At 66.0% G+C, this 20820-nt stretch carries 17 protein-coding genes; 10 read left to right on the top strand and 7 right to left on the bottom strand.

The window, feature by feature from the left end:
* Window positions 1-124 precede the first annotated feature (124 nt).
* The 3 genes from ACP15K_RS16975 to ACP15K_RS16965 form a co-directional block, all read right to left on the bottom strand.
* Window positions 125-1786 (bottom strand): right-handed parallel beta-helix repeat-containing protein, encoded by a 1662-nt coding sequence (locus ACP15K_RS16975; RefSeq protein WP_424991076.1) that lies wholly within the window; start codon window positions 1784-1786, stop codon window positions 125-127.
* Between the two features lie 182 nt (window positions 1787-1968).
* Window positions 1969-3774, bottom strand: a complete 1806-nt coding sequence (locus tag ACP15K_RS16970; protein WP_424991075.1) for a right-handed parallel beta-helix repeat-containing protein — start codon at window positions 3772-3774, stop codon at window positions 1969-1971.
* Between the two features lie 320 nt (window positions 3775-4094).
* Window positions 4095-4610, bottom strand: coding sequence for an acyltransferase (locus ACP15K_RS16965; RefSeq protein ID WP_193143452.1), 516 nt, complete (start codon window positions 4608-4610; stop codon window positions 4095-4097).
* 213 nt (window positions 4611-4823) lie between these two features.
* Here ACP15K_RS16965 and ACP15K_RS16960 point away from each other — a divergent pair, with 213 nt between their 5' ends.
* From ACP15K_RS16960 to ACP15K_RS16945, 4 genes are all read left to right on the top strand, one after another.
* Entirely contained in the window at window positions 4824-6092 is a 1269-nt protein-coding gene (locus ACP15K_RS16960) for a nucleotide sugar dehydrogenase (RefSeq protein ID WP_193143450.1), read from the top strand.
* A 44-nt stretch (window positions 6093-6136) separates the two neighbouring features.
* On the top strand, window positions 6137-7378 hold the full coding sequence (locus ACP15K_RS16955) for a glycosyltransferase family 4 protein (RefSeq protein WP_226926141.1): 1242 nt from the start codon (window positions 6137-6139) through the stop codon (window positions 7376-7378).
* Between the two features lie 155 nt (window positions 7379-7533).
* Window positions 7534-9198: a VCBS domain-containing protein gene (locus tag ACP15K_RS16950; protein ID WP_424991074.1), complete on the top strand. Its 1665-nt coding sequence runs from the start codon at window positions 7534-7536 to the stop codon at window positions 9196-9198.
* 203 nt (window positions 9199-9401) lie between these two features.
* Window positions 9402-10058 (top strand): hypothetical protein, encoded by a 657-nt coding sequence (locus ACP15K_RS16945; protein WP_424991073.1) that lies wholly within the window; start codon window positions 9402-9404, stop codon window positions 10056-10058.
* A 157-nt stretch (window positions 10059-10215) separates the two neighbouring features.
* On the opposite strand, the gene ACP15K_RS16940 is transcribed toward ACP15K_RS16945, so the two are convergent.
* A complete protein-coding gene (locus ACP15K_RS16940; protein WP_193143438.1) occupies window positions 10216-11247 on the bottom strand; it encodes a ParB N-terminal domain-containing protein in 1032 nt (343 codons plus the stop codon).
* Window positions 11248-12702 (bottom strand): AAA family ATPase, encoded by a 1455-nt coding sequence (locus tag ACP15K_RS16935; protein ID WP_193143436.1) that lies wholly within the window; start codon window positions 12700-12702, stop codon window positions 11248-11250.
* A 400-nt stretch (window positions 12703-13102) separates the two neighbouring features.
* Between ACP15K_RS16935 and ACP15K_RS16930 the strand changes: the two genes are divergently transcribed.
* The 5 genes from ACP15K_RS16930 (at window position 13103) to ACP15K_RS16910 (ending at window position 17479) form a co-directional block, all read left to right on the top strand.
* Complete coding sequence (locus ACP15K_RS16930) at window positions 13103-14188, top strand: replication initiator protein A (RefSeq protein ID WP_424991072.1); 1086 nt, start codon at window positions 13103-13105, stop codon at window positions 14186-14188.
* Between the two features lie 387 nt (window positions 14189-14575).
* The gene (galE, locus tag ACP15K_RS16925) at window positions 14576-15559 is read left to right on the top strand and encodes a UDP-glucose 4-epimerase GalE (protein ID WP_193143432.1); all 984 of its coding nucleotides are present in this window, start codon (window positions 14576-14578) and stop codon (window positions 15557-15559) included.
* Complete coding sequence (locus ACP15K_RS16920; RefSeq protein ID WP_424991071.1) at window positions 15556-16572, top strand: SDR family NAD(P)-dependent oxidoreductase; 1017 nt, start codon at window positions 15556-15558, stop codon at window positions 16570-16572. The genes galE and ACP15K_RS16920 overlap by 4 nt, the downstream gene beginning before the upstream one ends.
* A 67-nt stretch (window positions 16573-16639) precedes the next feature.
* Window positions 16640-16996, top strand: a complete 357-nt coding sequence (locus tag ACP15K_RS16915; protein WP_424991070.1) for an iron chaperone — start codon at window positions 16640-16642, stop codon at window positions 16994-16996.
* A 276-nt stretch (window positions 16997-17272) separates the two neighbouring features.
* On the top strand, window positions 17273-17479 hold the full coding sequence (locus ACP15K_RS16910) for a cold-shock protein (protein ID WP_193143426.1): 207 nt from the start codon (window positions 17273-17275) through the stop codon (window positions 17477-17479).
* A 136-nt stretch (window positions 17480-17615) separates the two neighbouring features.
* Here ACP15K_RS16910 and ACP15K_RS16905 read toward each other — a convergent pair whose 3' ends face one another.
* Window positions 17616-18254 carry a VPLPA-CTERM sorting domain-containing protein gene (locus tag ACP15K_RS16905; RefSeq protein ID WP_226926139.1) on the bottom strand — a complete coding sequence of 213 codons (639 nt, stop codon included), beginning with the start codon at window positions 18252-18254 and terminating at the stop codon, window positions 17616-17618.
* A 352-nt stretch (window positions 18255-18606) separates the two neighbouring features.
* Between ACP15K_RS16905 and ACP15K_RS16900 the strand changes: the two genes are divergently transcribed.
* On the top strand, window positions 18607-18750 hold the full coding sequence (locus ACP15K_RS16900; RefSeq protein WP_193143468.1) for a DUF1330 domain-containing protein: 144 nt from the start codon (window positions 18607-18609) through the stop codon (window positions 18748-18750).
* A 94-nt stretch (window positions 18751-18844) separates the two neighbouring features.
* On the opposite strand, the gene ACP15K_RS16895 is transcribed toward ACP15K_RS16900, so the two are convergent.
* Window positions 18845-20820 (bottom strand): right-handed parallel beta-helix repeat-containing protein (locus ACP15K_RS16895; protein ID WP_424991069.1); only part of this gene is annotated, 1976 nt, incomplete at its 5' end.

Raw genomic sequence — 20820 nt, 5'->3', positions numbered from 1 at the left:
TTAAAAAATCCTCTCCCCCTTATACACGTATAGGGCGTCTTGTGACCCATCCCGCGGTAAAAAATGAACGCGGGATGGGACGGGCGCAGGCCAGAGGGGGGGGCCGCGCGCCGCGCCCGATCGCTCAGGCCAGGCCCAGGTCGCTCATCAGGATGCCCAGCAGTTCGACCTCATGCGCCGCCGCATCCTGCACCGTCAGCACCACGCCGCTGTCATCGGCATTGGCGGCGATGGCGACACTGGTGCCGGCGGCCAGTTCGACCAGGTCGGCCAGGCTGTTCAGCGTCACGCTGGTGCCGTTGCTGTTGACGTTCAGGGTGTTGGACGGATCCAGGGTGTCGGTGAAGCTGCCCGCCAGGCTGGTCAGGAAGCGCAGGCTGTCGCCGGCAGCGAAATCCAGGTCCATCACCACATCGGCCGAGGCCGCATCGCCGCTCTTGCGATTGTCGAAGATGAACCGGTCGGCGCCCAGGCCGCCTTCCAGCCAGTCATCGCCGCCGGTGTCGGTGATCTTGTCGTTGCCCTCCAGCCCCTGGATATGGGTGACCTGGCCCTGGTCGGTGGCCCGGTCGGTCAGCACGTCGTTGTCGGTCGTGCCCGCCAGCACCACCGCATCGCCGGGCACGCCGGTGTCGGGCGGCCCCGGCTGGCCGGGCAGCGTGGCCAGCAGCTGATCGTGCAGGATCTTCCAGTAATCCGGCGCCGCCGGGTCCAGCGAGAGCAGGGTGTTGCCGCTTTCGGTGACATTCATCGCCGCCATTTCCGCCGCGTCCAGGTTCAGCACGCTGCCGTCCCAATAGGGCACCAGCGTGTTGCCGGTCACCACCGCCCCATCCACATCCACCAGGATGATCCTGGGGTATTCGGTATGGGTCAGATCCTCGCCGTTGGGCAGCACGATATTGTCGGCGATCACCACGTTGGTGGTGTCGTAGATCGAGATCGCGTTGGGCGAGCCGTTGATGATGGTGTTGCCGGTGATGGTGAAATCGCTGGAGGTGACGCCGGCGGGCGCCCCGTCCAGATGGCCGAAGATCGACTGCGACCGCGCGCCCTCGGGCTGGTAGAAGATGTTGTCGCGGATGGTGAGCCCCTGCAGGCCGCTGGCCGAATTCGTGCCCCAGTACTGGATGAAATCCGGGTGGTCGCCGGTGTTGCCGTCCGGGTCGCGCCAGGGCGTCAGGTCGTGGAAATAGCTGTCCTCGATCACTAGGGTGCTGACATCGCTCAGGTTCACGCCCTCGCGGGTGTGATGCAGCTCCAGCCCGCTGACGGTGATGCCGTCCACCCCGTTCAGGCGCAGGGCGGTGCGCACGTCGGTGATCTCCAGATCCTCGATCACCACGCCGTCGGTGTCGCGCACCAGCAGGCCGAATTCATAGCCATAGCCGGTCAGCGGGATGTTGCGGGTGGCCGCGGCGCTGTCGGGATCGGTGCCCTCGGTGGCGTCGGGCAGATGGCCGGTCAGGGTCATGTCGCGCAGGGTGATGTCGGCGCTGTCGCGCAACTGGACCCGGCTGGTGTTGCGGGTGGGGGCCAGGCTGGCGGCCTCCAGGTCGATGCCTTCGACGGTGATACCACTGGCGGCGCGGATCAGCAGCGTCTCGGTCAGCACCGCGCGGTCGTTGGGATCCGCCGAGGTGATGGTGATGTCCTGGGCGAAGGCCCGGTTCTTCAGGACCACGGCACCGTAATCGCCCGCGGCCAGTTCGATGCGGTCGCCATCGGCCGCCCCCTGGAAGGCGGCCACAAGCCCGGCCGCCGTCGTCACCTGAAAAGTCGTCATTCTGTAATGCCCCCAGTTGTACGAGATCGGCGCCCCCACAGCCGATTCTCTTCCGGAACCGGATGCTGCCCGCACACGCATAGGAGTAATAGACGATTTGAGATGACACGCACAGGTTGTATTCCCCGGCGCGGGTCGGGATCAGGCGCCGCGACGCCTGACCCCCGGATCTCGGGCGGCCGTCAGCCCAGGTCGCTCATCAGGATGCCCTGCAGTTCGATGTAATGGGTGTCATCGTCCTGCAGCGCCAGCACCACGCCCGAGCCGTCGCCATTGGCGGTGACGCTGACTTCGGGCGCCAGCAGCAGCTCGGTCAGATCGGCCAGGCTGTCCAGGGTCACGCTGTGGCCGCCCGGCGACACATGCATCCGGTTGCCCGGATCCAGGGCGTCGGTGAAGGTGCCCGCCTGGTCGGTCATCAGGCGCAGGACATCGCCGTCGCGGAAGGTCAGATCCATCACCAGGTCATAGGTGTCCTCGCCCGTGGACTTGCGGAAATCGAACAGGAAATGGTCGGCGCCCTTGCCGCCCTCCAGGATGTCATGGCCGCCGGTGTCGGTCAGCTTGTCATTGCCGTTCAACCCGCGCAGATGCCCGATCTCATCCGGCGCCAGACCGCGGTCGCTCAGCTTGTCCTTGCGGTTAGAGCCGGTGACGCGCACCGCGGTGTCGTAAATCGTATCGGGATCGATGGGATAGGTCGTGGTCGGCGGGGTCACGGCGCCGCCGCCACCGCCCGTCCCGCCGCCGGTGCCACCACCACCTGTCCCGCCACCCGTACCACCGCCGGTGCCGCCACCGCCCGTACCACCGCCGGTCCCGCCACCGCCGGTGCCGCCGGTGCCGCCGGACGGCAGGGTGTTGAGGATCTGGTCATGAAGCGAGCCCCAGAAACTCGGCGATGCCGGGTTCTGCGACAGCAGGGTATTGCCGCTTTCGGTGACGTTCTGGGCCGCCATCGCCCCCGCGTCCAGGTTCAGGATATCGCCGTTGTGGCGCGGCAGCAGGGTGTTGCCGGTGATCTGCACATTGTCCACGCCATTCAACGAGATCCGCGGGAAATTGCTGTAATGCAGCGTGTCGGAATTGGGCAGCAGGATGTTGCCCGAGATATCCACGTCATCGGTATGGGCCAGCTTGATGGCATTGGCCGAGCCGTTGATGATGGTGTTGCCGGTGATGGTGAAATCGCTGGCGGTGACTCCGGCGGGTGCCTTCTTCAGATGGCCGAAGATGGTCTGCGCGCGCGATCCCTCGGGCTGGTAGAAGATGTTGTCCTGAATGGTGATCCCGTTCACCCCGGTGGTCGAGTTCACGCCCCAGAACTGGATGAAATCCGGGTGATCGCCCGAGGTGCCATCCGGGTCGTACCAGGGCTTGAGATCATGGAAATAGCTGTTCTCGATCAGCAGGTCGGTGGCATCGTTGAAATTCACCCCTTCACGGCAATCGCGCAGCTCCATCCCGGTGATGGTGGTGTCCTGGGTGCCGTTCAGGCGCACGGCCACGCGCAGGTTGGCGATCTCGACATCCTCGATCACCACGTCCTGGGTGTTGCGCAGCAGCAGCCCGTTCTCATAGCCCATGCCGTCGAGAATGCTGTTGCGGGTCGCGGCCGCGGTCGTGGGGTCCACCGCGCCATCGCCGGGGCCGGGCACATAGCCGTCGATCAGCATGTCGCGCAGGGTGATGTCGGAACTGGAGCGGATCTGCACCCGGTTCCAGCTGAAATTCGGCGCCATGCTGGCGGCATCCACATCCAGCCCCTCGATGGTGACGCCGCTGCAGTTCTGGACCTCCAGCGAGGTGGCCAGCACCGCGCGGTCGTTGGGGTCGGCCGAGGTGATGGTCAGCCCCTGGGCGAAATCCCGTCCCTGCAGGTTGACGGCGGAATAATTTCCGCCCGCCAGTTCGATCCGGTCGCCGTCGGCGGCGCGGGCAAAGGCGGTGTGAAGCTGGGCGGCGTTGGTTACCACATGTGTGGCCATGACAGTTGTCCTCTCGTTACGCGACAACACATCTCCCTCCTGCGAATCCAAAGGCTTCGCAGGCGATGGCAATGTGCTCTTGGTGAAGAATTCTTCCTCGGGGTGGATATGCCCGGATCGCCGCCGCGACGCGACCCCGCCCCTTGGTTAACCCTGGGTTCTGAGCGGAATTTTGCTTTCGTTCCGGCGGAATACGCCGGTGACGCACGGGAAGGTTGCGCGCAGCATTACCAACGCCGCACACAGACCGGGGGCGGTGCCCGGTTTTTCGTCAGAACGGGGTTTTCCGGAACGATGTTCCGCAAGGGCAGGCGCGGGGGTCAGACCAGCCCCTGCTCCACCAGCTTGCTTTCGGTCTCATCGGCGCTGGCAAAGCGGCCATAGGCGCCGACCTCGATGCCTTCCTGCAGGATCTTTGCCGGGTTGCCGGCGACCACGCAGCGCGGCGGCACCGATTTGGTCACCACCGAGCCCGCGCCCACCACGCAATTGTCGCCGATCTCGACCCCGGGCAGGATCAGGCTGCGGCCGCCGATGAAGCAGTTCTCGCCCACGCGGGTGTGCAGGTACAGCCCGCGGGTGCGGTCATGGCACAGCAGGCGGCTTTCGAAGGCGACATAGGAATTCTTCCCCACGTGCACCCCCTTGGGATAGGTGCGGTCGAACTTGGCCGACAGGGAAAACTGCGCCGAGGGATGAATGTCCATGCCCCAGACGCGGGTATAGTACCAGCGGTAGGTCTCGACGATCAGGTGCCGCACCCCGGCCAGCCGGTTCAGCCCGGTGCGCCGGGCCTTCTTGTAGTCCCCCTGGGGGGCGGTACGTACATCACTCATCCTCAACCTCTTTTCATGTCACACCCGGTTCGGGCCGCGCGCGCGGCGGCGGGTGGTGCGCCGGACAGTAGCGAGCCGCGCGGTTTTCTGTCCAGAGCCGGGCCGCGCCATATTACCGCTGCGTGTCCTGCGCCTGCCCCGTCGCGTCAGCGCTCACAGTCTGATAGGCAATGCCCCGTATCTGGTTATCTTTGCGTGAAGGAACGAGTGTTCATGAAGGTCGTCATTTTCGGGCTGGGCTATGTGGGGTTCACCGCCGCCTGCTGTATCGCCAGCGAAGGGCACGAGGTTACAGGCATCGATGTCAGCCTGAAGAAGGTGCAGGCGATCCGTGACGGCATCCCGCCGATCCTGGAACCGGGCGTCGAAGAGATGCTCAAGGACGGTCTGGCCAAGGGCCGGATCACCGCCGACACCGAGATCGGCAGCCACCTGGATGACGCCGACCTGGCCATCGTCTGCGTCGGCACCCCCTCGGCGTCGGACGGCTCGCACAACATGGGCTACATCGCCGATGTCTCGCACCAGATCGCCCTGGCGCTGGATCCGAACCGGGCGCGGCCGCTGACCGTCGCCTATCGCTCGACCATCCGCCCCGGCTCGGTCGAGGAGCTGATCCACCCGATCTTCATGGCGGTGCTGGGCGAGAAGACCGACGCGGCGGCGGCACTGGTCTACAACCCCGAATTCCTGCGCGAAAGCTCGGCGGTGAAGGATTACTTCGAGCCGCCCAAGATCGTCATCGGCACCCGGGACGGCCAGCCCAACCCGCAGATGGAAGAGCTCAACGCCAATATCACCGCGCCCACCTTCCAGGTCGGCTACCGCGAGGCCGAGTTCACCAAGTTCGTGGACAACACCTGGCACGCGGTGAAAGTGGCCTATGCCAACGAGATCGGCCGGGTCTGCCTGAACCTCGGCATCAAGGCCTCCACGGTGCATGAGATCTTCAAATCCGACACCAAGCTGAACATCTCGCCCTATTACACCCGTCCGGGCGGCGCCTTCGGCGGCTCCTGCCTGCCCAAGGACGTGCGCGCGCTGCAATATATCGGCGTCGACAGCGGCTCGAACATGCCGCTGGTGGAAAGCCTGATCCGCTCGAACGAGGCCCACAAGCACCGCATGTACGAATACGCGGTCGAAGGGCTGGAGCCGGGCGCCAGGGTGCTGCTGGCCGGTCTGGCCTTCAAGGCCGGCACCGACGATCTGCGCGAAAGCCCCAATGTCGACCTGGCGCGCAAGCTGCTGGCCTCGGGATATGACCTGGATATCTATGATCCGGGGGTCGATTCCGAAAAGCTGATGGGAACGAATCTGGGCTATGCCTTCTCGAAACTGCCCCGAATCGAGGCATTGCTGGTGGACAAGCCCACCGCAGAGGGTACAGCCTATGCGCGTGTGATCGCGACCAATGCGACAGTAGAGGACCTGGATCTGCCCGCGGCAACGGACCTGCGCGATCTGGGCCGTTTGCCCTGAGCAGCCTGAACCGGGGGGCGATCAGTGACGGAATGGAGTGTGTGATGGACGGTCAGTTTACCGAAATGCCCCGGATGGAAGCCGTCCGGGTCGACAGGCCTTTGGCCGGACGCAAGGTCCTGATCATCGTGGAAAACCTGCCCCTGCCCTTCGACCGCCGGGTCTGGCACGAATGCCGGACCCTGACGGCGGCGGGCGCGCAGGTCAGCGTGATCTGCCCCACCGGCAAGGGCTATGAAGCCCCGTATGAGGAACTGGACGGCGTCCATATCTACCGCCACAAGCTGCCGCTGGATGCCAAGGGCGCCTCGGGCTACCTGCTGGAATACGGCGCTGCCCTGTTCCACGAAACCCGGCTGGCGTGGAAGATCCTGCGCAAGCACGGCTTCGACACGCTGCAGGGCTGCAACCCGCCGGACCTGATCTTCCTGGTGGCCTGGCCGTTCAAGCTGCTGGGCAAGAAGTACATCTTCGACCATCACGACATCAATCCCGAGCTCTATGAAGCCAAGTTCAACAAGCGCGGCTTCTTCTGGAAGCTGATGGTGCTGTTCGAGAAGCTGAACTTCTGGTCGGCGGGCGTGGTGATCTCGACCAACCAGTCCTACCGCCAGATCGCGATGGAGCGCGGCGGCAAGAAGCCCGAAGACATCTTCGTGGTCCGCTCGGGCCCCGACCTGAACCGGCTGCACGTGATGCCGCCCAACCCGGCCTGGAAGAAGGGCCGCGCCGCCATGGTCGGCTATGTCGGCGTGATGGGCGACCAGGAGGGCATCGACCTGCTGCTGGAAGCGGCGCGCGAGATCGTCTTCGACCGCGGCCGCGACGTGCAATTCGTGCTGGTGGGCGGCGGCCCGGCGCTGGACGACCTCAAGGCCATGACCCGCGATCTGGGGCTGCAAGACCATGTGACCTTCACCGGCCGCGCCCCCGATGCGGAACTGTTCGAGGTGCTGTCGTCGGCCGATGTCTGCGTGAACCCGGACCGGGTGAACCCGATGAACGACAAATCGACCATGAACAAGATCCTCGAATACATGGCGTTTTCCAAACCCATCGTGCAGTTCGAGGTGACCGAGGGCCGCTACAGCGCGCAGGAGGCCTCGCTGTACGCCGAACCCAACAACACCACCGACATGGCCGACAAGATCCTGTCGCTGATCGACGATCCCGCGCGCGCCGCCGAAATGGGCCGCATCGGCCGCAACCGCGTCGAGACGGAACTGAGCTGGGACTACCAGGTCGACACGCTGATCGACGCCTACCAGCGCGCCGCCGACCGCTGACCCTTGCTCCCCGGCACAGGCCGGGGGCAGATCCTTCCTGACGTTGCGGAATCCTGTTGACAGGACTCAGATGCGAGAGCAAGCATTAGCTTGGCTCGATATTGGCGTAACGCATTTTTTTTATACATTTTTATTGTATGGAAGGAATGCTGACCATGCCTGGAATTATCTATGCTGGTACCCCCTCAGACGAAGACATTCACGGCACCCGCCAGGGTGACATGCTCGCCGGCAGCGCCGGCGACGACATCGTACGCGGCCGGCGCGGCGATGATCTCCTGGTCTATGACGTGGCCCTGAACGACGGCGCCACCGACACCTATGATGGCGGCCTCGGGCTCGACACCATCCGCCTGCTGATGACCAGCACCCATTGGAACGACCCGGCGGTGCAGCTGGAAATCGCCGCCTACCTGGCCTTCCTCGACACGGCCACCAATGGCGGCACCGGCGAGGCGGTCAAGGAGTTCTTCTATTTCGAAAGCTTCGGCAACCAGACCCTGCGCGTGACCCGTGTCGAGGCGCTCGAGATCTTCGTGGACGGGCAGCAAATCACCCCCGAGGATGATCCGGTCACCGCGGTGGACGATGCCGTCAGCGTCGACGAGGACGGCCCCGCCATCGTCGGCAATGTGCTGGACAACGACAGCGTCCCCGACCTTCTGGGCGCGGTCACGCTGGTCACCGGGGCCATGCTGGGCACGCTGGTGCTGAACCCGGACGGCAGCTATGCCTATGCGCTCGACAACGCCAACCCGGCGGTGCAGGCGCTGAACGCCGGCGAGACCCTGCTCGACAGCTTCACCTACCAGGTGACCGATGCGAATGGCGACACCGACACCGCCACCGTCACCGTGACCATCAACGGGGCGGACGACGGCGTGTCCGGGGTGGTGGATTTCGAAGGGGCCTTCTATTGGGTCGCGATCAATGCCGAAGGGGTCAATAGCATCCATATCAGTGATGCCGGGCTGCAGGTCCGGGGCATCGGCGATGACGTCCTTGGCTGGTATCTCCCGGCGGAAGGGACCGGGGATGGCGCTGTGTATTCCTATGACTATGACTATCTCAGTGCGACCTATTACGAGGGCAAGGGCCGGATCGAAGGCGAAGGCGGCACCGGCACCTTCTCGCTCAAATCCCTCGATATCGAGACGTTCCGGGACCACGAGGGCGACGGCTGGTCGGTGACCTTCACCGGATCGAACGGCGCCACCCAGACGGTCACCTATACCGGTACCGGATCCGAGACCTATGCCTCCTATGGCACGGTGAATTTCGCCGCGGTCTTCACCGATGTGGCCTGGGTGGATTGGGATTTCACCGGCAATGTCAACGGCGACGGCACCCCCTCCACGGATCTGGACTATTTCACCATCGACAATCTCATCTTCGAGGATCTGCAAGGCGCCACGCCCTATGCGAGCGATCCCAATGTGATCGAATTCGACAGGGGCCAGAACAACCAACTCTATATCGAAGACGGCTTCACCCTTTTCGCCACCAGCGAGTACCATCATGTCGCGAACTACGATGGCAGCGATGCGGATTGGGAAGCCTATCTGTACGGCAACTCCGTCCACACGCTGGATCGGGGCGACGGCGGCAGTTTCGACCTTGAATCGCTCTATATCGCGCGGGTCGATACGGGCGTCACCTTCACCGCCTCCAACGGCGCCACCCACACGGTGGCCGCCGGGGCCACCGGCACCACCACCTTCGGTACCGGTTTCCACGACATCACCTCACTCACCATCACCAATGGCAACGGCTATCTTGTCGTGGACGACATCACCTTCGCCAATATCGAGGTGGTCTGACCCGGCCCGCCCCCCGGCGGCCGGGGGCGCCCCCGGCCCATGACATGACGGCCCGCTGTTTCGCCCGCGACACGGCGGGCCGCTGCCGTCTGCGCCCCGGACCACGGGCCACGCCGCCAGGCAGGTTAACCCCCGCCCGCCCCCCGCTTGTCGCCCGTGGCGGTCCGGAATATCCTGAAGGTATTTCGAAAAAGGACCTTCCGATGCATCTGAAAAGCACCCTGCCGCTCATTACAGCGGCCCTGTTCACCACCACCACCGCCAGCGCGGTGACGCTGAAGTTGAGCTACTACGGCGATACGATTTACTACGACACACTCGCAGAATGCACCTACACACCGCAGCCTGCCGGCCCCTGCCCCGGCGATGACGACTGGGTGTGGGAGAGTTATCATTATTCGTACGCGGGGTTCTCTGGGACGATCATTCTGGATGAAGCGGCCTATGGTGGTCGCTTCAAGAATTCCACCGTGGTGTTCCGGCACGAGTACCCCTACGACGACACCTCCATCGAAACAGACGGCGTGATTTCGTGGAACTTTTCCGTGAATCTCTTCACAGAAATCGCATATGGAACCGTCGCCAGCTTCACCTTCGGACCAAACTATGAGGTGCTCGACTGGAACATCTATGCGGAAGAGGATTCCCCGGATTCCTCGATGGACCCGAAATGGGACAGAATCTTCATTTCGGAAGTCTACTATGAGACACGTGGAGACTTCTGGGCACCCGCCAAGGAATGGACCGTGCGCCAGCTTCCCACCCTGGGCACAGAGATCCCCCTGCCCGCCAGCCTGCCGGCCCTCGGGGCCGGGGTTGCCGCCCTCGGCCTGCTGCGCCGCAGGCGGCGGCGGGCCTGATCCTTTTCGCGGGCGGACCCTGCCCGTCAGCCCCTGGGGCGCGCCTTGGCAGGTTCCCGGACGGCCTGGGGCTCCGCCCGTTCGCGCCTCAATCGATCCCCTGGATCGATTGCAAGACGGCGCTCACTCCTGGTGAAAATACGCCCGCCGGGCGGCGTCAGCCCTGGCCGCCCTCCGCCGCCCGGATCGCCTGGCGCAGCCGGTCCAGCAGCGCGTCGTCCACGCCGGGGCCGCTGAGGGTCAGGGTGATCTTCTGTCCCTTGCGGGCCGAGGCAAAGCGCAGCCCGTCGCGCAGCACCTCGCCGGAGTGTTTCGCGCGCGAAACATCCGTCTTCGGCGGTTGCGCCAGTTTCTCCAGCAGCGCCAGTTCTGCCGCCGCATTGGCCGGGCGCGCGCGGGTCAGGGCGGCGCGGATGGCGTTGCGATCGCCCAGCCGCAGGCGCGAGACCAGCGCCAGCCCCAGCCGTTCGGGGATCTCGGCGGGATAGTTCAGCAGATCGCCAAGCGCCTCGTGAATGTCGATGAAGCTGCCGATCTTCGACCGCTTCGCCCGGCTGGCGGTGGCGAACAGGCTGCGCAGCGCCGCCGACTGGTCCGCAAACACCCCGCGCGCGGCGGCCTCGGCCACCACGCGGGCGCGTTCGTAATAGCTCAGCCCGACCCGGATCTCGTTTTCCTCGACCATGGCGACATAGCTGTCGGCGGCCTCCTCGGGCGGGCGGATCAGGGCGCGCAGGGTCGAGAACCGCTCTTCCCCGGTGTCTTCGTACAGTTCGCTCAGCGCCCGCAGGCGGCGCCAGCCCGAGATCAGGCCGAAGCGATAGGGCGGCGTGGCCTCGCCCGCGGCGGGCTCGGGCAGCGGCGTGATCTCGGCCGGGGTGCGCTGGCCATGGGCGGCGATCGAGGCTTTCAGCGCGGCGATTTCCTCGGCATCCAGGCTGATCCGGTCGCGCACCAGGTGGCCCTGGGCAATGTCGGCCAGCGGCACCTCGACGATCATCCGGCCCTCGTCGCGGGCGGCCTGCAGGCTTTCGGTGATCTCGCGCAGGGCGGCGGCTTCGGCGGATTGGCCCGAGACCTGGGCGATGGGGGCCACGGCGCGCGGCGTGGCCGCGGGGGCCGGCGCGGGGCGGCTCTGGGCCGGGGCAAGATAGCCGGGCTGGGCGGGGGTCAGGCGACGGCGGGCCATTTACGCGGCTCCTCTTCTGGGGCGGGGGTCAGGATGGCGCAAGGAAGGTGAAGACATCCCTGCCCCACCGTCCGTTGCCTGGGACGCCCCGGCCAGCTCATCCCGCCTCCAGGCGCCGATCAGCAGCCGCTTGAAGGCGGCATAGGTCTCGTCGAAGGTCTCGCGCCCGCGCATGTAGGTCTCGCGGTTGAAGTCGCGGTAATCGGCCTCGTAGATGCCGTTCACCTGCTCGCCCGCCTGGCCCACCAGCGCGGTGAAATCCTGCCGGTAGGGCGACATGTAGGGGGTGATATAGGCCTGCATCAGGTTGGCCATCTCCATCTGCTGGGCGGCATCGAAGCGCGTCACCACCGCCCGCACCGCGTCCCATTCGAAGCGCAGCTCGGGCGTGCCAAGGGCGCGGGCGGCCAGGTTCTCGCCCTCTTCGATGGAACTGAAGGTGGCGTGCAGCATGTCGAAGAAGCGCCCCGTACTGTCGAACTCCAGAAACGACGCCCCCAGCGGCACCAGCAGGATGTCCGAGGCCGCCAGCGCGTTGATGGTCAGATATCCCAGCGCCGGGGGGGTATCGAGGATCACCACGTCATAGGCCTCCAGCATGCCGTCGGTCTCCAGCCGGTTCAGCAGCGCGTCCCACAGCTTCCAGCCCTTCAGCCCCATGCGCCAGACCGGCACCTGGAACTCGGCCCAGTACAGGTTCAGCTGCGCCCCGATCAGGTCGATGTTGGGCCAATGGGTCTTCTGCGCCAGATCGCGGGCACTGACCTTCAGCGCCTCGGCCAGCAGATCGTCCAGCGGCAGCGGCGCCTCGCCCCGGCCCATGCGGGCGCGGTTCTCGGCCTGCAGGCTTTCGGCGTAATCGCGCGCCAGCAGCGGGAAGACCGTCTGCCATTCGTCCGCCACCTGGCCGCCGAAGATCGAGGTCATCGACCCCTGGCTGTCCAGGTCCAGCACCAGCACCCGGTAGCCGTCCAGCGCCGCCGACATCGCCAGATGCGCCGCCGTCGAGGTCTTGCCGACGCCGCCCTTGAAGTTGGCCACCGCCACCACCTTGGCCGGCAGCCCCTTGGGCCGGTAGGGCAGGTATTCCTTGGTCTTGGAGCCCTCGGCGGCGAAATGGGCGCGCAGGCGCAGCACCTCGTCCAGGGTGAACCACTTGGCCCCGCCTTCGGTTTCCGAGGCGCCCTGCGGCAGATGCGGATTGGCCTTCAGCACCCGGCGGAAATGCGGGGTGGCGACGGGGATCAGATACTTGGTGATTTCCCAGGTCGAGAACCGCCGCAGCCGTTTCGCGCCATCCGGGTTCAGCCCCCGCGACATCAGGTCGGCGCGCCCGCGCGAGGCCATTTCGGCGGCCTCGGCAAAGCCGGCGGTGTCCACGGGATCGCCCAGATCGGCCAGCGCCGCATCGGGTGAGATGTTGAAATACGGCGGATCCGCCGGGGTGCTGCTCATGGAATGTCCTGCTCGACATGCTTTGTTTTCGCCAGACTACCATAAAACCCGGCATATCAAAGGAAAATGCGCATCCCATTAGGTTTTCTAAGAAAAATCAGGCACTTGCCATCAGGTGCCCAAGGCGCCGCAGGGGCGCGGGTGCCATCGGGTCTGTTAGAATATGTGTTAGATATCTGTTACGGCATCCTGTGGATTTCTCCAAGCTGCTGACATCAAAGGCCGATTCCACCCTTTTTCAGACCTTGGCGACTCCGGAACCACGAAAGACCGACTCTGAACCCCCGATCCGCCGACTCCAGACCCCCGAAACCCGCGCTCCCTTCCGCTTGAGCCGCACCGGGGGTCTTTCTACTCTGAGTGTAAATAAAACGACGAATCCGTCACGAGCAGTAGATTGATGTCCAAACCCGCCCCGCCCCCGTCCCGGGGGCCGGTTTCCGTTTCCAAGGCCCCCGGCCCGAAACCCGCCGCTGCAGCCCTGGGCCCGCCCTCTGCCTTCGGGCCGCCCCCGGCCCCGGCGCTGGCGGATTTCTTCGTGTGCGATATCGTGGCCGCCATCCCCAAGGATGACATGGCGACGATGGAACACCCGGTGTTCTCGCTGTCCACACGCCCCGACCGGCGGGTGCTGAGCTATGATCACAAGGGCATCTCGGTGCAGATCACGCCTTCGGTGAAAGGGCTGGCCACGATCCACGACAAGGACGTGCTGATCTACTGCATCAGCCAGCTGGTGGCGGCGCTGAACGCCGGCCGGCCGACGGCGCGGACGCTGGAGCTGACCGCCCACGACCTGCTGCTGGCCACCAACCGCGAAACCTCCGGCGACAGCTACCGCCGCCTGCGCGATGCCTTCGAACGGCTGTCGGGCACCCGCATCATCACCAACATCCCCACCGCCGAGGTCACCACCACCGCCGGCTTCGGCCTGCTGGAAAGCTGGGAGATCGTGCGCCGCACCCGCTCGGGGCGGATGGTCTCGGTTTCGGTGACGCTCTCGGACTGGCTCTATCGCGCGGTGCTGGGCAAATCGGTGCTGACCCTCAGCCGCGACTACTTCTCCCTGCGCAAGCCGCTGGAGCGGCGGGTCTACGAACTGGCCCGCAAGCATTGCGGGCGGCAGCCGCGTTGGCAGATCTCCATGGCGGTGCTCTGCGCCAAATCGGGCTCGGCCTCGCCGCTGCGGGTGTTCCGCAAGATGATCCGCGACATGGCCGCCGCCGATCCCCTGCCCGACTACAGCCTGGAGGTGATCGAGGGCGACCTGGTGCGCATCACCCCGCGCGCCGCTGTGATCGACCCCGGCGACGGCCCGGCGCTGCCCCCCGAGGCGCTGGACGAGGCCCGCGCCGTGGCGCCGGGCTGGGATGTCTACGCGCTGGAAGCCGACTGGCGCCGCTACTGGGTGACCACCGGCCGCCCCCGCCTGCGCAGCCCGGCCCGCGCCTTCGTGGCCTATTGCGCGAAACGCGCATCAAAATAGGCCAAGCGCGAAACGCGCATCAAAATAATCAGACTGCGAAACGCGCCTCTGGTTCAGGGTGCTCCCGGTCTGTCGAGACCACCGCCCCTGGCCGCTTCGGGAGCCTCCGGCGGGAGTATTTGGACCAAGAAGAATGAGCCGGTCATTCACCCCGCATGCCGATGTTTCGCGCGCGAAACATTCCGTTCGCGACCGAAAGGCATCATGGGGCTCCGCCCGTTCGCGCCGGAAACGCTCCCCGGGAGCGTTTCCGAGACGGCGCTCATTCTTCTTGGTCCAAATACTCCGGGGGTGAACGGGCCGGCAGGCCCGGAGGGGGCAGCGCCCCCTTGCGCCCCTCGCAGGCCCTCGCTACCCCGAAGGCAGGCAAGACGAAGAGGCAGGCATATGGCACGCATTCTGGTGACCGGCGGCGGCGGGTATATTGGCAGTCACGCCTGCAAGGCGCTGGTGGCGGCGGGGCATGAGCCCGTCACCTTCGACAATTTCCAGACCGGCTGGCACGACGCGGTGCAATTCGGCCCGAAGATCGCGGGCGACCTGCGCGACCGTGACGCCATCGAGGCCGCCCTGCGCGACGTAAAGCCCGAGGCGGTTCTGCATTTCGCAGCCCTGATCGAGGTCGGCGCCTCGGTGCAGGATCCGGCGGGCTACTGGGACAACAACTTCCGCTCGGCCAAGGCGCTGTTCGATGCCATGGTCGCCACCGGCACCGACAAGCTGGTGTTCTCCTCGACCTGTGCGGTCAACGGCGATCTGGACGGGGTGGAGATCGACGAGACCTCGCCGCTGAACCCGATGTCGCCCTATGGCGCCACCAAGGCCGCCGTCGAGATGATGCTGGCGGGCTATGTGAAGGCCTATGGTCTGCGCGCCCTGACCTTCCGGTACTTCAACGTCGCCGGGGCCGATCCGGCAGCACAAGTGGGCGAGCATCACCAGCCCGAGACCCATCTCATTCCGCTGGTGATCCAGGCCATCCGCGGCAGCCGCGGCGCGCTGAAGGTCTTTGGCGAGGATTACCCGACCCGCGACGGCACCTGCGTGCGCGACTATGTGCATGTGCTGGACCTGGTGAACGCCCATGTGGCGGCCATCGACTATCTTGACCGCGACACCCGCGTGCCGCTGCTGTGCCTGGGCACCGGGCGCGGCATGACCGTGCGCGAGATCATCGAGGCGGCGGAAGCGGTCACCGGCGAGACGGTCCCCCATGACATCGCCCCGCGTCGCCCGGGCGATCCGGCCAGCCTGGTCTGCGGCTCGCGGCTGGCGCGGGCGGAACTGGGGTGGGAGCCGGTGCATTCGACGCCCGAGCAGATGATCGGCGATGCCTGGCGATGGCACCAGAGAGCAGGATACACAACATGACACGACGCGCCCTGATCACCGGTTCGGCCGGTTTCATCGGTTACCACCTGTGCGAGCGGCTGCTGGCCGCCGGCTGGCAGGTCACCGGCTATGACGCCCTGAGCGACTATTACGACGTCGCCCTCAAGGAGGCCCGCCATGCCCGGCTGGCCCGGCACCCCGGCTTCACCCCGATCATCGGGCGGCTGGAGGACATGGGCGCGCTGGAACGGGCAGGCGCGCAGGCGCAGCCCGAGGTGATCGTCCATCTCGCCGCCCAGGCCGGGGTGCGCTATTCCATCGAGAACCCGCGCGCCTACCTGGAGACCAACATCACCGGCAGCTTCAACGTCATGGCGCTGGCGCTGGAACACAAGGTCGATCACCTGCTGATGGCCTCGACCAGCTCGGTCTATGGCGCCAACACGAAGATGCCCTATGCCGAGACCGACAAGGTCGACACCCAGATGTCCTTCTATGCGGCCACCAAGAAGGCCGATGAGGCCATGGCCCATGCCTGGGCGCATATCCACGGGCTGCCGATCACCCTGTTCCGGTTCTTCACCGTCTATGGCCCCTGGGGCCGGCCCGACATGGCCTATTTCAAGTTCACCAGGTCGATCCTGAACGGCGATCCCATCGACGTCTACAACAACGGCGAGATGTGGCGCGACTTCACCTATGTGGAAGACCTGGTGCGCGGCATCGAATTGCTGATCGACGCGAAACCGGTGCGCCCCGCCGCCCCCGAGGATATCGCGGACGGCGACAGCCTGAGCCCGGTGGCGCCCTGGCGGGTGGTCAACATCGGCAATTCCGAACAGGTCCGGCTGATGGATTTCATCGGCGCGCTGGAAGACGCGCTGGGACAGAAGGCCAATTGCAACTTCATGGAGATGCAGCCCGGCGATGTGCCGGCGACCTGGGCCGAGGCCAGCCTGCTGAAGCGGCTGACCGGCTATGCGCCGAAGACCGACATGCGCGACGGGATGCAGCGCTTCGTCGACTGGTACCGGGACTACTACAAGGTCTGAGGCGGGCGGGGCAGGGGCCGATCCCCCTGCCACTTGCGCGCAGGCGCCGCGTCGATGATATTCGGGCATGACAACACCAATTGACCATGACGCCTATATTGCCGCGGCTCCGGACCCACTGCGGCCCCTTCTGGGTCAAGTGCGGGCGCAGCTTGCCAGGGCACTTCCCGACGCCGAAGAGATCATCGCCTACAACATGCCCGGTTTCGGCTTCGGGAAATCCGTCATCGCGGGCTATGCGGCCTTCAGCAAGCAATGCGGACTTTACGTGTCCCATGGCGCCATTGCGGCCCATGCCGACGACATTGCCGCCGAGGGGCTCAAACCCACGAAAATGGGCGTCACCTTTTCCCCCGGCAAGCCGATCAGCGACGCATTGATCGCCAAGCTGGCCCTTGCTGCGCGCAGGGATCTTGGTTTGTAAGGCGGTGACCTTGTCTGGAGCGCCGGACCGGTCGGCCCAAGGGGGGTGAATGCGGTACCGCAAGCCGTGCTCTCGGGGCCGGATATCGGTCGTCCCGGACACATGGCGGACAGAGGCCGGGGGAAATAAAGCTTGCTTGCTGTGGCGTGAGGCTTTACGAGGGCCGGGTTACGTTATCTCTATCGATGAATCTGCTCCTTACGGCTCAGTGTCGCGATCTAGCACTGACATAGCCGCCCTGCCGCATGTCGCGGGCAGGAAACAAGGAGAATTACGATGGCCAATGGCACCGTGAAATGGTTCAATTCCACAAAAGGTTTCGGATTTATCGCCCCTGATGATGGTGGCCGCGATATCTTCGTGCACATCTCTGCAGTTGAGCGCGCCGGCCTGACCGGTCTGAACGACAACCAGAAAGTCACCTTCGATATCGAAGCTGGCCGCGACGGTCGCGAAAGCGCCGCCAACCTCGCGCTGGTGTAAGGCTGCGCCCCTCAGGGGGCAAGGCTGACGGATTTGAGCGGGCGTATCGGAAACGATGCGCCCGCTTTTGCATGCCGGTGCGGGATCCTGATCCGGTACCCCCCGCATCCTTCGGGGTGGATGCCCCCCGGCGGGTCTAGGCCCTGTCGCGCCGCGCGGCGCGGGCCTTCCTGCGGCGCTTGACGGCGAGGATGCCGCCCAGACCCGACAGGAGCAGCAGGCCGCCCGCAGGCAGCGGCACCGCGCTCACCGCGCCGATCTGAAGATTGTCCAGCCGCATGTGCTTGTTCGTTGCGGTCGATCCGAAGCCGATTTCAACCTGGATCTCGTCGAACAGAATCCCGGTGAACCCATAGTATTTCCAGCCCCCCGTCGGGGCGGTGAAACTTTCGACAACCCCGCCGTTCAACAGCGCCGTGAACTTGTCGGTATAGCCGTTGGTCACCATGTTGAAGGCGGCCTCGGTGACCGTGCCGGAGAAGGTGATCGAAAACGGGTTGTAGGTGTCGGGGAAAAAGTTCCGCAGTTCCGCGCCGGGGTTGCCGCTGGCGCCGAAGTAAAGGCCTGCCGTCGCAGACAGACTGCCGAAGGTGGCGCCAAGGGCGGCGAACTGATCGGTCACGACCGCGCCCTGGGCAATCCCCGGAACTTCCGAGAAGGTTATGGTCGTGACCGGCGCGGCCAGCCCCGTCGCGGTGTTGACCGGTGCCGCGGATGCGCCCGTGACAGAGGACGCGGCCAGGACCGTTCCGGCCAGGATCGACTTGAAAGACATAATGGGGCCCTTTCAGGGGGTGGGGCACAATCGCGCTCACCAAAGGGGAAAGGACGACGGCAACCGGGGTTCCGGCAAGACGTCGGTCATCAAGGGGGGGGCGCCCCGGCTTCGTCAAGTCATTTCGCGCCCCCCCCCGGCGGGCTGCCGGTCGAGGTCGCCCTGGCCGGCCCGGCGAACACGGCGGTGGGTGACGGGCCTGCGGCGTTGTGGTCTGGCGGGGGGCGGTCTGGCCTTTTGTCCTGCCACGGAAGGATCCCCCCCGATGAGCGCCTATCCGATCCATGATGTCGACGTCCACGAACCCGGCCCCTACGGCGCGTTCATGGAACAGGTGAAGCCCCCTGGTTGAATCCTTCGGCGGAAATACCTGGTCCGGGGCGGCGCGCATGAGGTTCTGGAAGGGGACTGGACCCTGACCCGGATTGTCCTGTTCGAATTCCCCGACATGGCGGCGGCGCGGAAGCTGCTCACCCGCGAAGACCATGCCCCCTGAAAGCCCTGCGGCAGAGCGGTTCGACAGGGTGCGTGGTGATCGTCGAAGGCCTGTGACCCCGGCGCGTGTTTCGCGCGCGAAACACCCCCGCCGGTCAGCCCAGCAGCAGGTCGCCCGTCTCGGGCGGCAGGGCGTCCAGATCGGCGAGGATCAGCTGGTCGATCTCCACCGCCTGCGCCGCATCGCTCCAGCGGTTGCCCATGTGCCAGCCGCGTTCCCGCGCGGTGCTGGCGGCGAGGTCGAAGTCGATGCCGGTCTCGGCCAGCACAAGCTGCCCGTCCAGATGCGCCGTCAGCAGGTCGGCGCGGGCGTCAAGCTCCAGCGTCAGGCGGTGCGGGCCGTCGGCCTGCAGGTCGGTCAGGCGCCCGCTGGTGACCGAGGCGGTGCCGCCCTCGGCGGTGCTGGCGGTGAGTTTCAGCCGGTCGCCCACCAGTTCCGCCTCGAAGCGCCGGTGGCTGGACAGCAGGGTGCTGCGCTCGGTGACGTCCAGGTCCACCTGGAACAGGATCTCGGCGGCCAGATGTTGGCTGTGCAGGTCGCCGGGCAGGCCGGGCAGGTGCAGGGCGCCGCCGGTGCCGAGGCTCAGCTGGCCGTCGCCCTCGGTGCCGGTCAGCCGGGCATCGCCCATCAGGTTGGCCGCCAGCGCCGGATCCTCCAGGAAGTCGAAGCCCTCGGCCATCACCGCCTGCGCCAGCAGCGTGGCGCTGTCGATCTCGGGCGGGAACACCGGCGGCACCGGGGCCGGGCTGAGGATCGGATCGGAATGTTCCACCAGACCGGTCAGCGACAGGTGGCGCAGCCCGCCCTGGGCATCCGCGTGCCAGGGCGAGCCCAGCATCAGCCCCTTGCGGGGCATCTCGGGCAGGGCGCCCTCCAGCGCGACGGTGTCCTGCAGCACCCCGTCCAGCGTCAGGGTCAGCCCGCCCCCCCCGGCGGCGCCGTCATAGGTCAGCGAGACGTCGTGCCAGCCGCCGTCGCCCAGGGGGCCGGGGGTCTGCACCCGCGCGCTGTCGCCCGTGGCGGTGGTGAGAACCGCCTCCAGGCCGCCCTGATCGGTGACCGAGACCATCAACACCCCCTTGAGCAGGAACACCACGCCCCGGTCCTGCCCCGTCTCCAGCCGCAGGCCGGCGTCAAGCCGGAAGCCGGTGCCGCCGCCCAGCGGTGCCACCGCCGAGGCCGGGGTTTCGACCACCGCGGTGCCCAGGTCCAGCCCGGTGCCGCCACCGCCCATCGGGGTGAGCGCCGCCGCGGGCAGCAGCAGCGCCTGCATGGTGCCGTCTTCCAGCATGCTGAGCAGGCCGGTGCCGCTGTCAAAGGCCAGCAGCGTGGCATCCACCGGGGTGCCCTCGGCCGGGTCATGGGAGATCGGGCTGAGGATCCCCCCGACATAGCCCGGCGCCCCCGGCCGCGCGCTTTGCGCCTTCACGTTGCCCGAGACCGACCAGTCGGCCTGCCCGGAATAGCCCTTCACGTCGTAGGTGATGTTGTCCGAGATCACCACGTTGGTGGAATGCGGCGCCACCCGGATGCGCGGGTCGCCGGCGCCCTTGGCGGTGTCGGCATCGGGGGCTTCGCTGTAGACCAGGATGTTGTTGCGGATCACCGCCGCATCCACCGCGCCCAGCTTGATCCCCGACACCGTGCCCGAGATGATCACGTTGTTCTCGATCAGGATGTTGCTGTAGAAGATCGCCGGATCCGCATCGCGGTTCGACGCGCGGCTGTTGTCCATATAGATCATCTGGCTGCGGTCGCCGTCGGCGATGTCGAAATAATTGTTGCGGATGACCATGTTGCCGGGCTTGCGGGCGGGATCGTCCTGACCGCTCCAGACCTGGATCATGTCGGCGTGGTCGCCCGACTGCATCGACCGGCGGATCGAGTGGAACTGGTTGTCTTCCACCAGCACGTCGCGGGTGTCGATCAGGTTGAGCGCATCCGAGCGGATCTCGTGCAACTCGGTGCGCAGCAGTTGCGCCCCATCCACCCGCGCCAGGTAGATGCCCTTCCAGAAGCCGGTGACCTCGCTGTCCTCGATCACGATGTTCTGGCTGTCGCGGGCGCGCA

This window comes from Fluviibacterium sp. S390, from assembly GCF_049800695.1.
In the GTDB taxonomy this organism is placed as follows: Bacteria; Pseudomonadota; Alphaproteobacteria; order Rhodobacterales; family Rhodobacteraceae; genus Meridianimarinicoccus.
The sequence above is the reverse complement of the archived record's forward strand: the minus strand, read 5'-3'. Positions and strand labels throughout refer to the sequence as shown.

Excerpts from the sequence above, each read along its gene's own strand:
- ACP15K_RS16910 (WP_193143426.1), top strand. The coding sequence starts at position 17,273 with ATGGCCAATGGCACCGTGAAATGGTTCAATTCCACAAAAGGTTTCGGA.
- ACP15K_RS16935 (WP_193143436.1), bottom strand. The coding sequence starts at position 12,702 with ATGAGCAGCACCCCGGCGGATCCGCCGTATTTCAACATCTCACCCGAT.
- ACP15K_RS16955 (WP_226926141.1), top strand. The coding sequence starts at position 6,137 with ATGGACGGTCAGTTTACCGAAATGCCCCGGATGGAAGCCGTCCGGGTC.
- ACP15K_RS16915 (WP_424991070.1), top strand. The coding sequence starts at position 16,640 with ATGACAACACCAATTGACCATGACGCCTATATTGCCGCGGCTCCGGAC.
- ACP15K_RS16970 (WP_424991075.1), bottom strand. The coding sequence starts at position 3,774 with ATGGCCACACATGTGGTAACCAACGCCGCCCAGCTTCACACCGCCTTT.
- ACP15K_RS16945 (WP_424991073.1), top strand. The coding sequence starts at position 9,402 with ATGCATCTGAAAAGCACCCTGCCGCTCATTACAGCGGCCCTGTTCACC.
- galE (WP_193143432.1), top strand. The coding sequence starts at position 14,576 with ATGGCACGCATTCTGGTGACCGGCGGCGGCGGGTATATTGGCAGTCAC.
- ACP15K_RS16950 (WP_424991074.1), top strand. The coding sequence starts at position 7,534 with ATGCCTGGAATTATCTATGCTGGTACCCCCTCAGACGAAGACATTCAC.
- ACP15K_RS16940 (WP_193143438.1), bottom strand. The coding sequence starts at position 11,247 with ATGGCCCGCCGTCGCCTGACCCCCGCCCAGCCCGGCTATCTTGCCCCG.
- ACP15K_RS16930 (WP_424991072.1), top strand. The coding sequence starts at position 13,103 with ATGTCCAAACCCGCCCCGCCCCCGTCCCGGGGGCCGGTTTCCGTTTCC.
- ACP15K_RS16965 (WP_193143452.1), bottom strand. The coding sequence starts at position 4,610 with ATGAGTGATGTACGTACCGCCCCCCAGGGGGACTACAAGAAGGCCCGG.
- ACP15K_RS16905 (WP_226926139.1), bottom strand. The coding sequence starts at position 18,254 with ATGTCTTTCAAGTCGATCCTGGCCGGAACGGTCCTGGCCGCGTCCTCT.
- ACP15K_RS16975 (WP_424991076.1), bottom strand. The coding sequence starts at position 1,786 with ATGACGACTTTTCAGGTGACGACGGCGGCCGGGCTTGTGGCCGCCTTC.
- ACP15K_RS16960 (WP_193143450.1), top strand. The coding sequence starts at position 4,824 with ATGAAGGTCGTCATTTTCGGGCTGGGCTATGTGGGGTTCACCGCCGCC.
- ACP15K_RS16920 (WP_424991071.1), top strand. The coding sequence starts at position 15,556 with ATGACACGACGCGCCCTGATCACCGGTTCGGCCGGTTTCATCGGTTAC.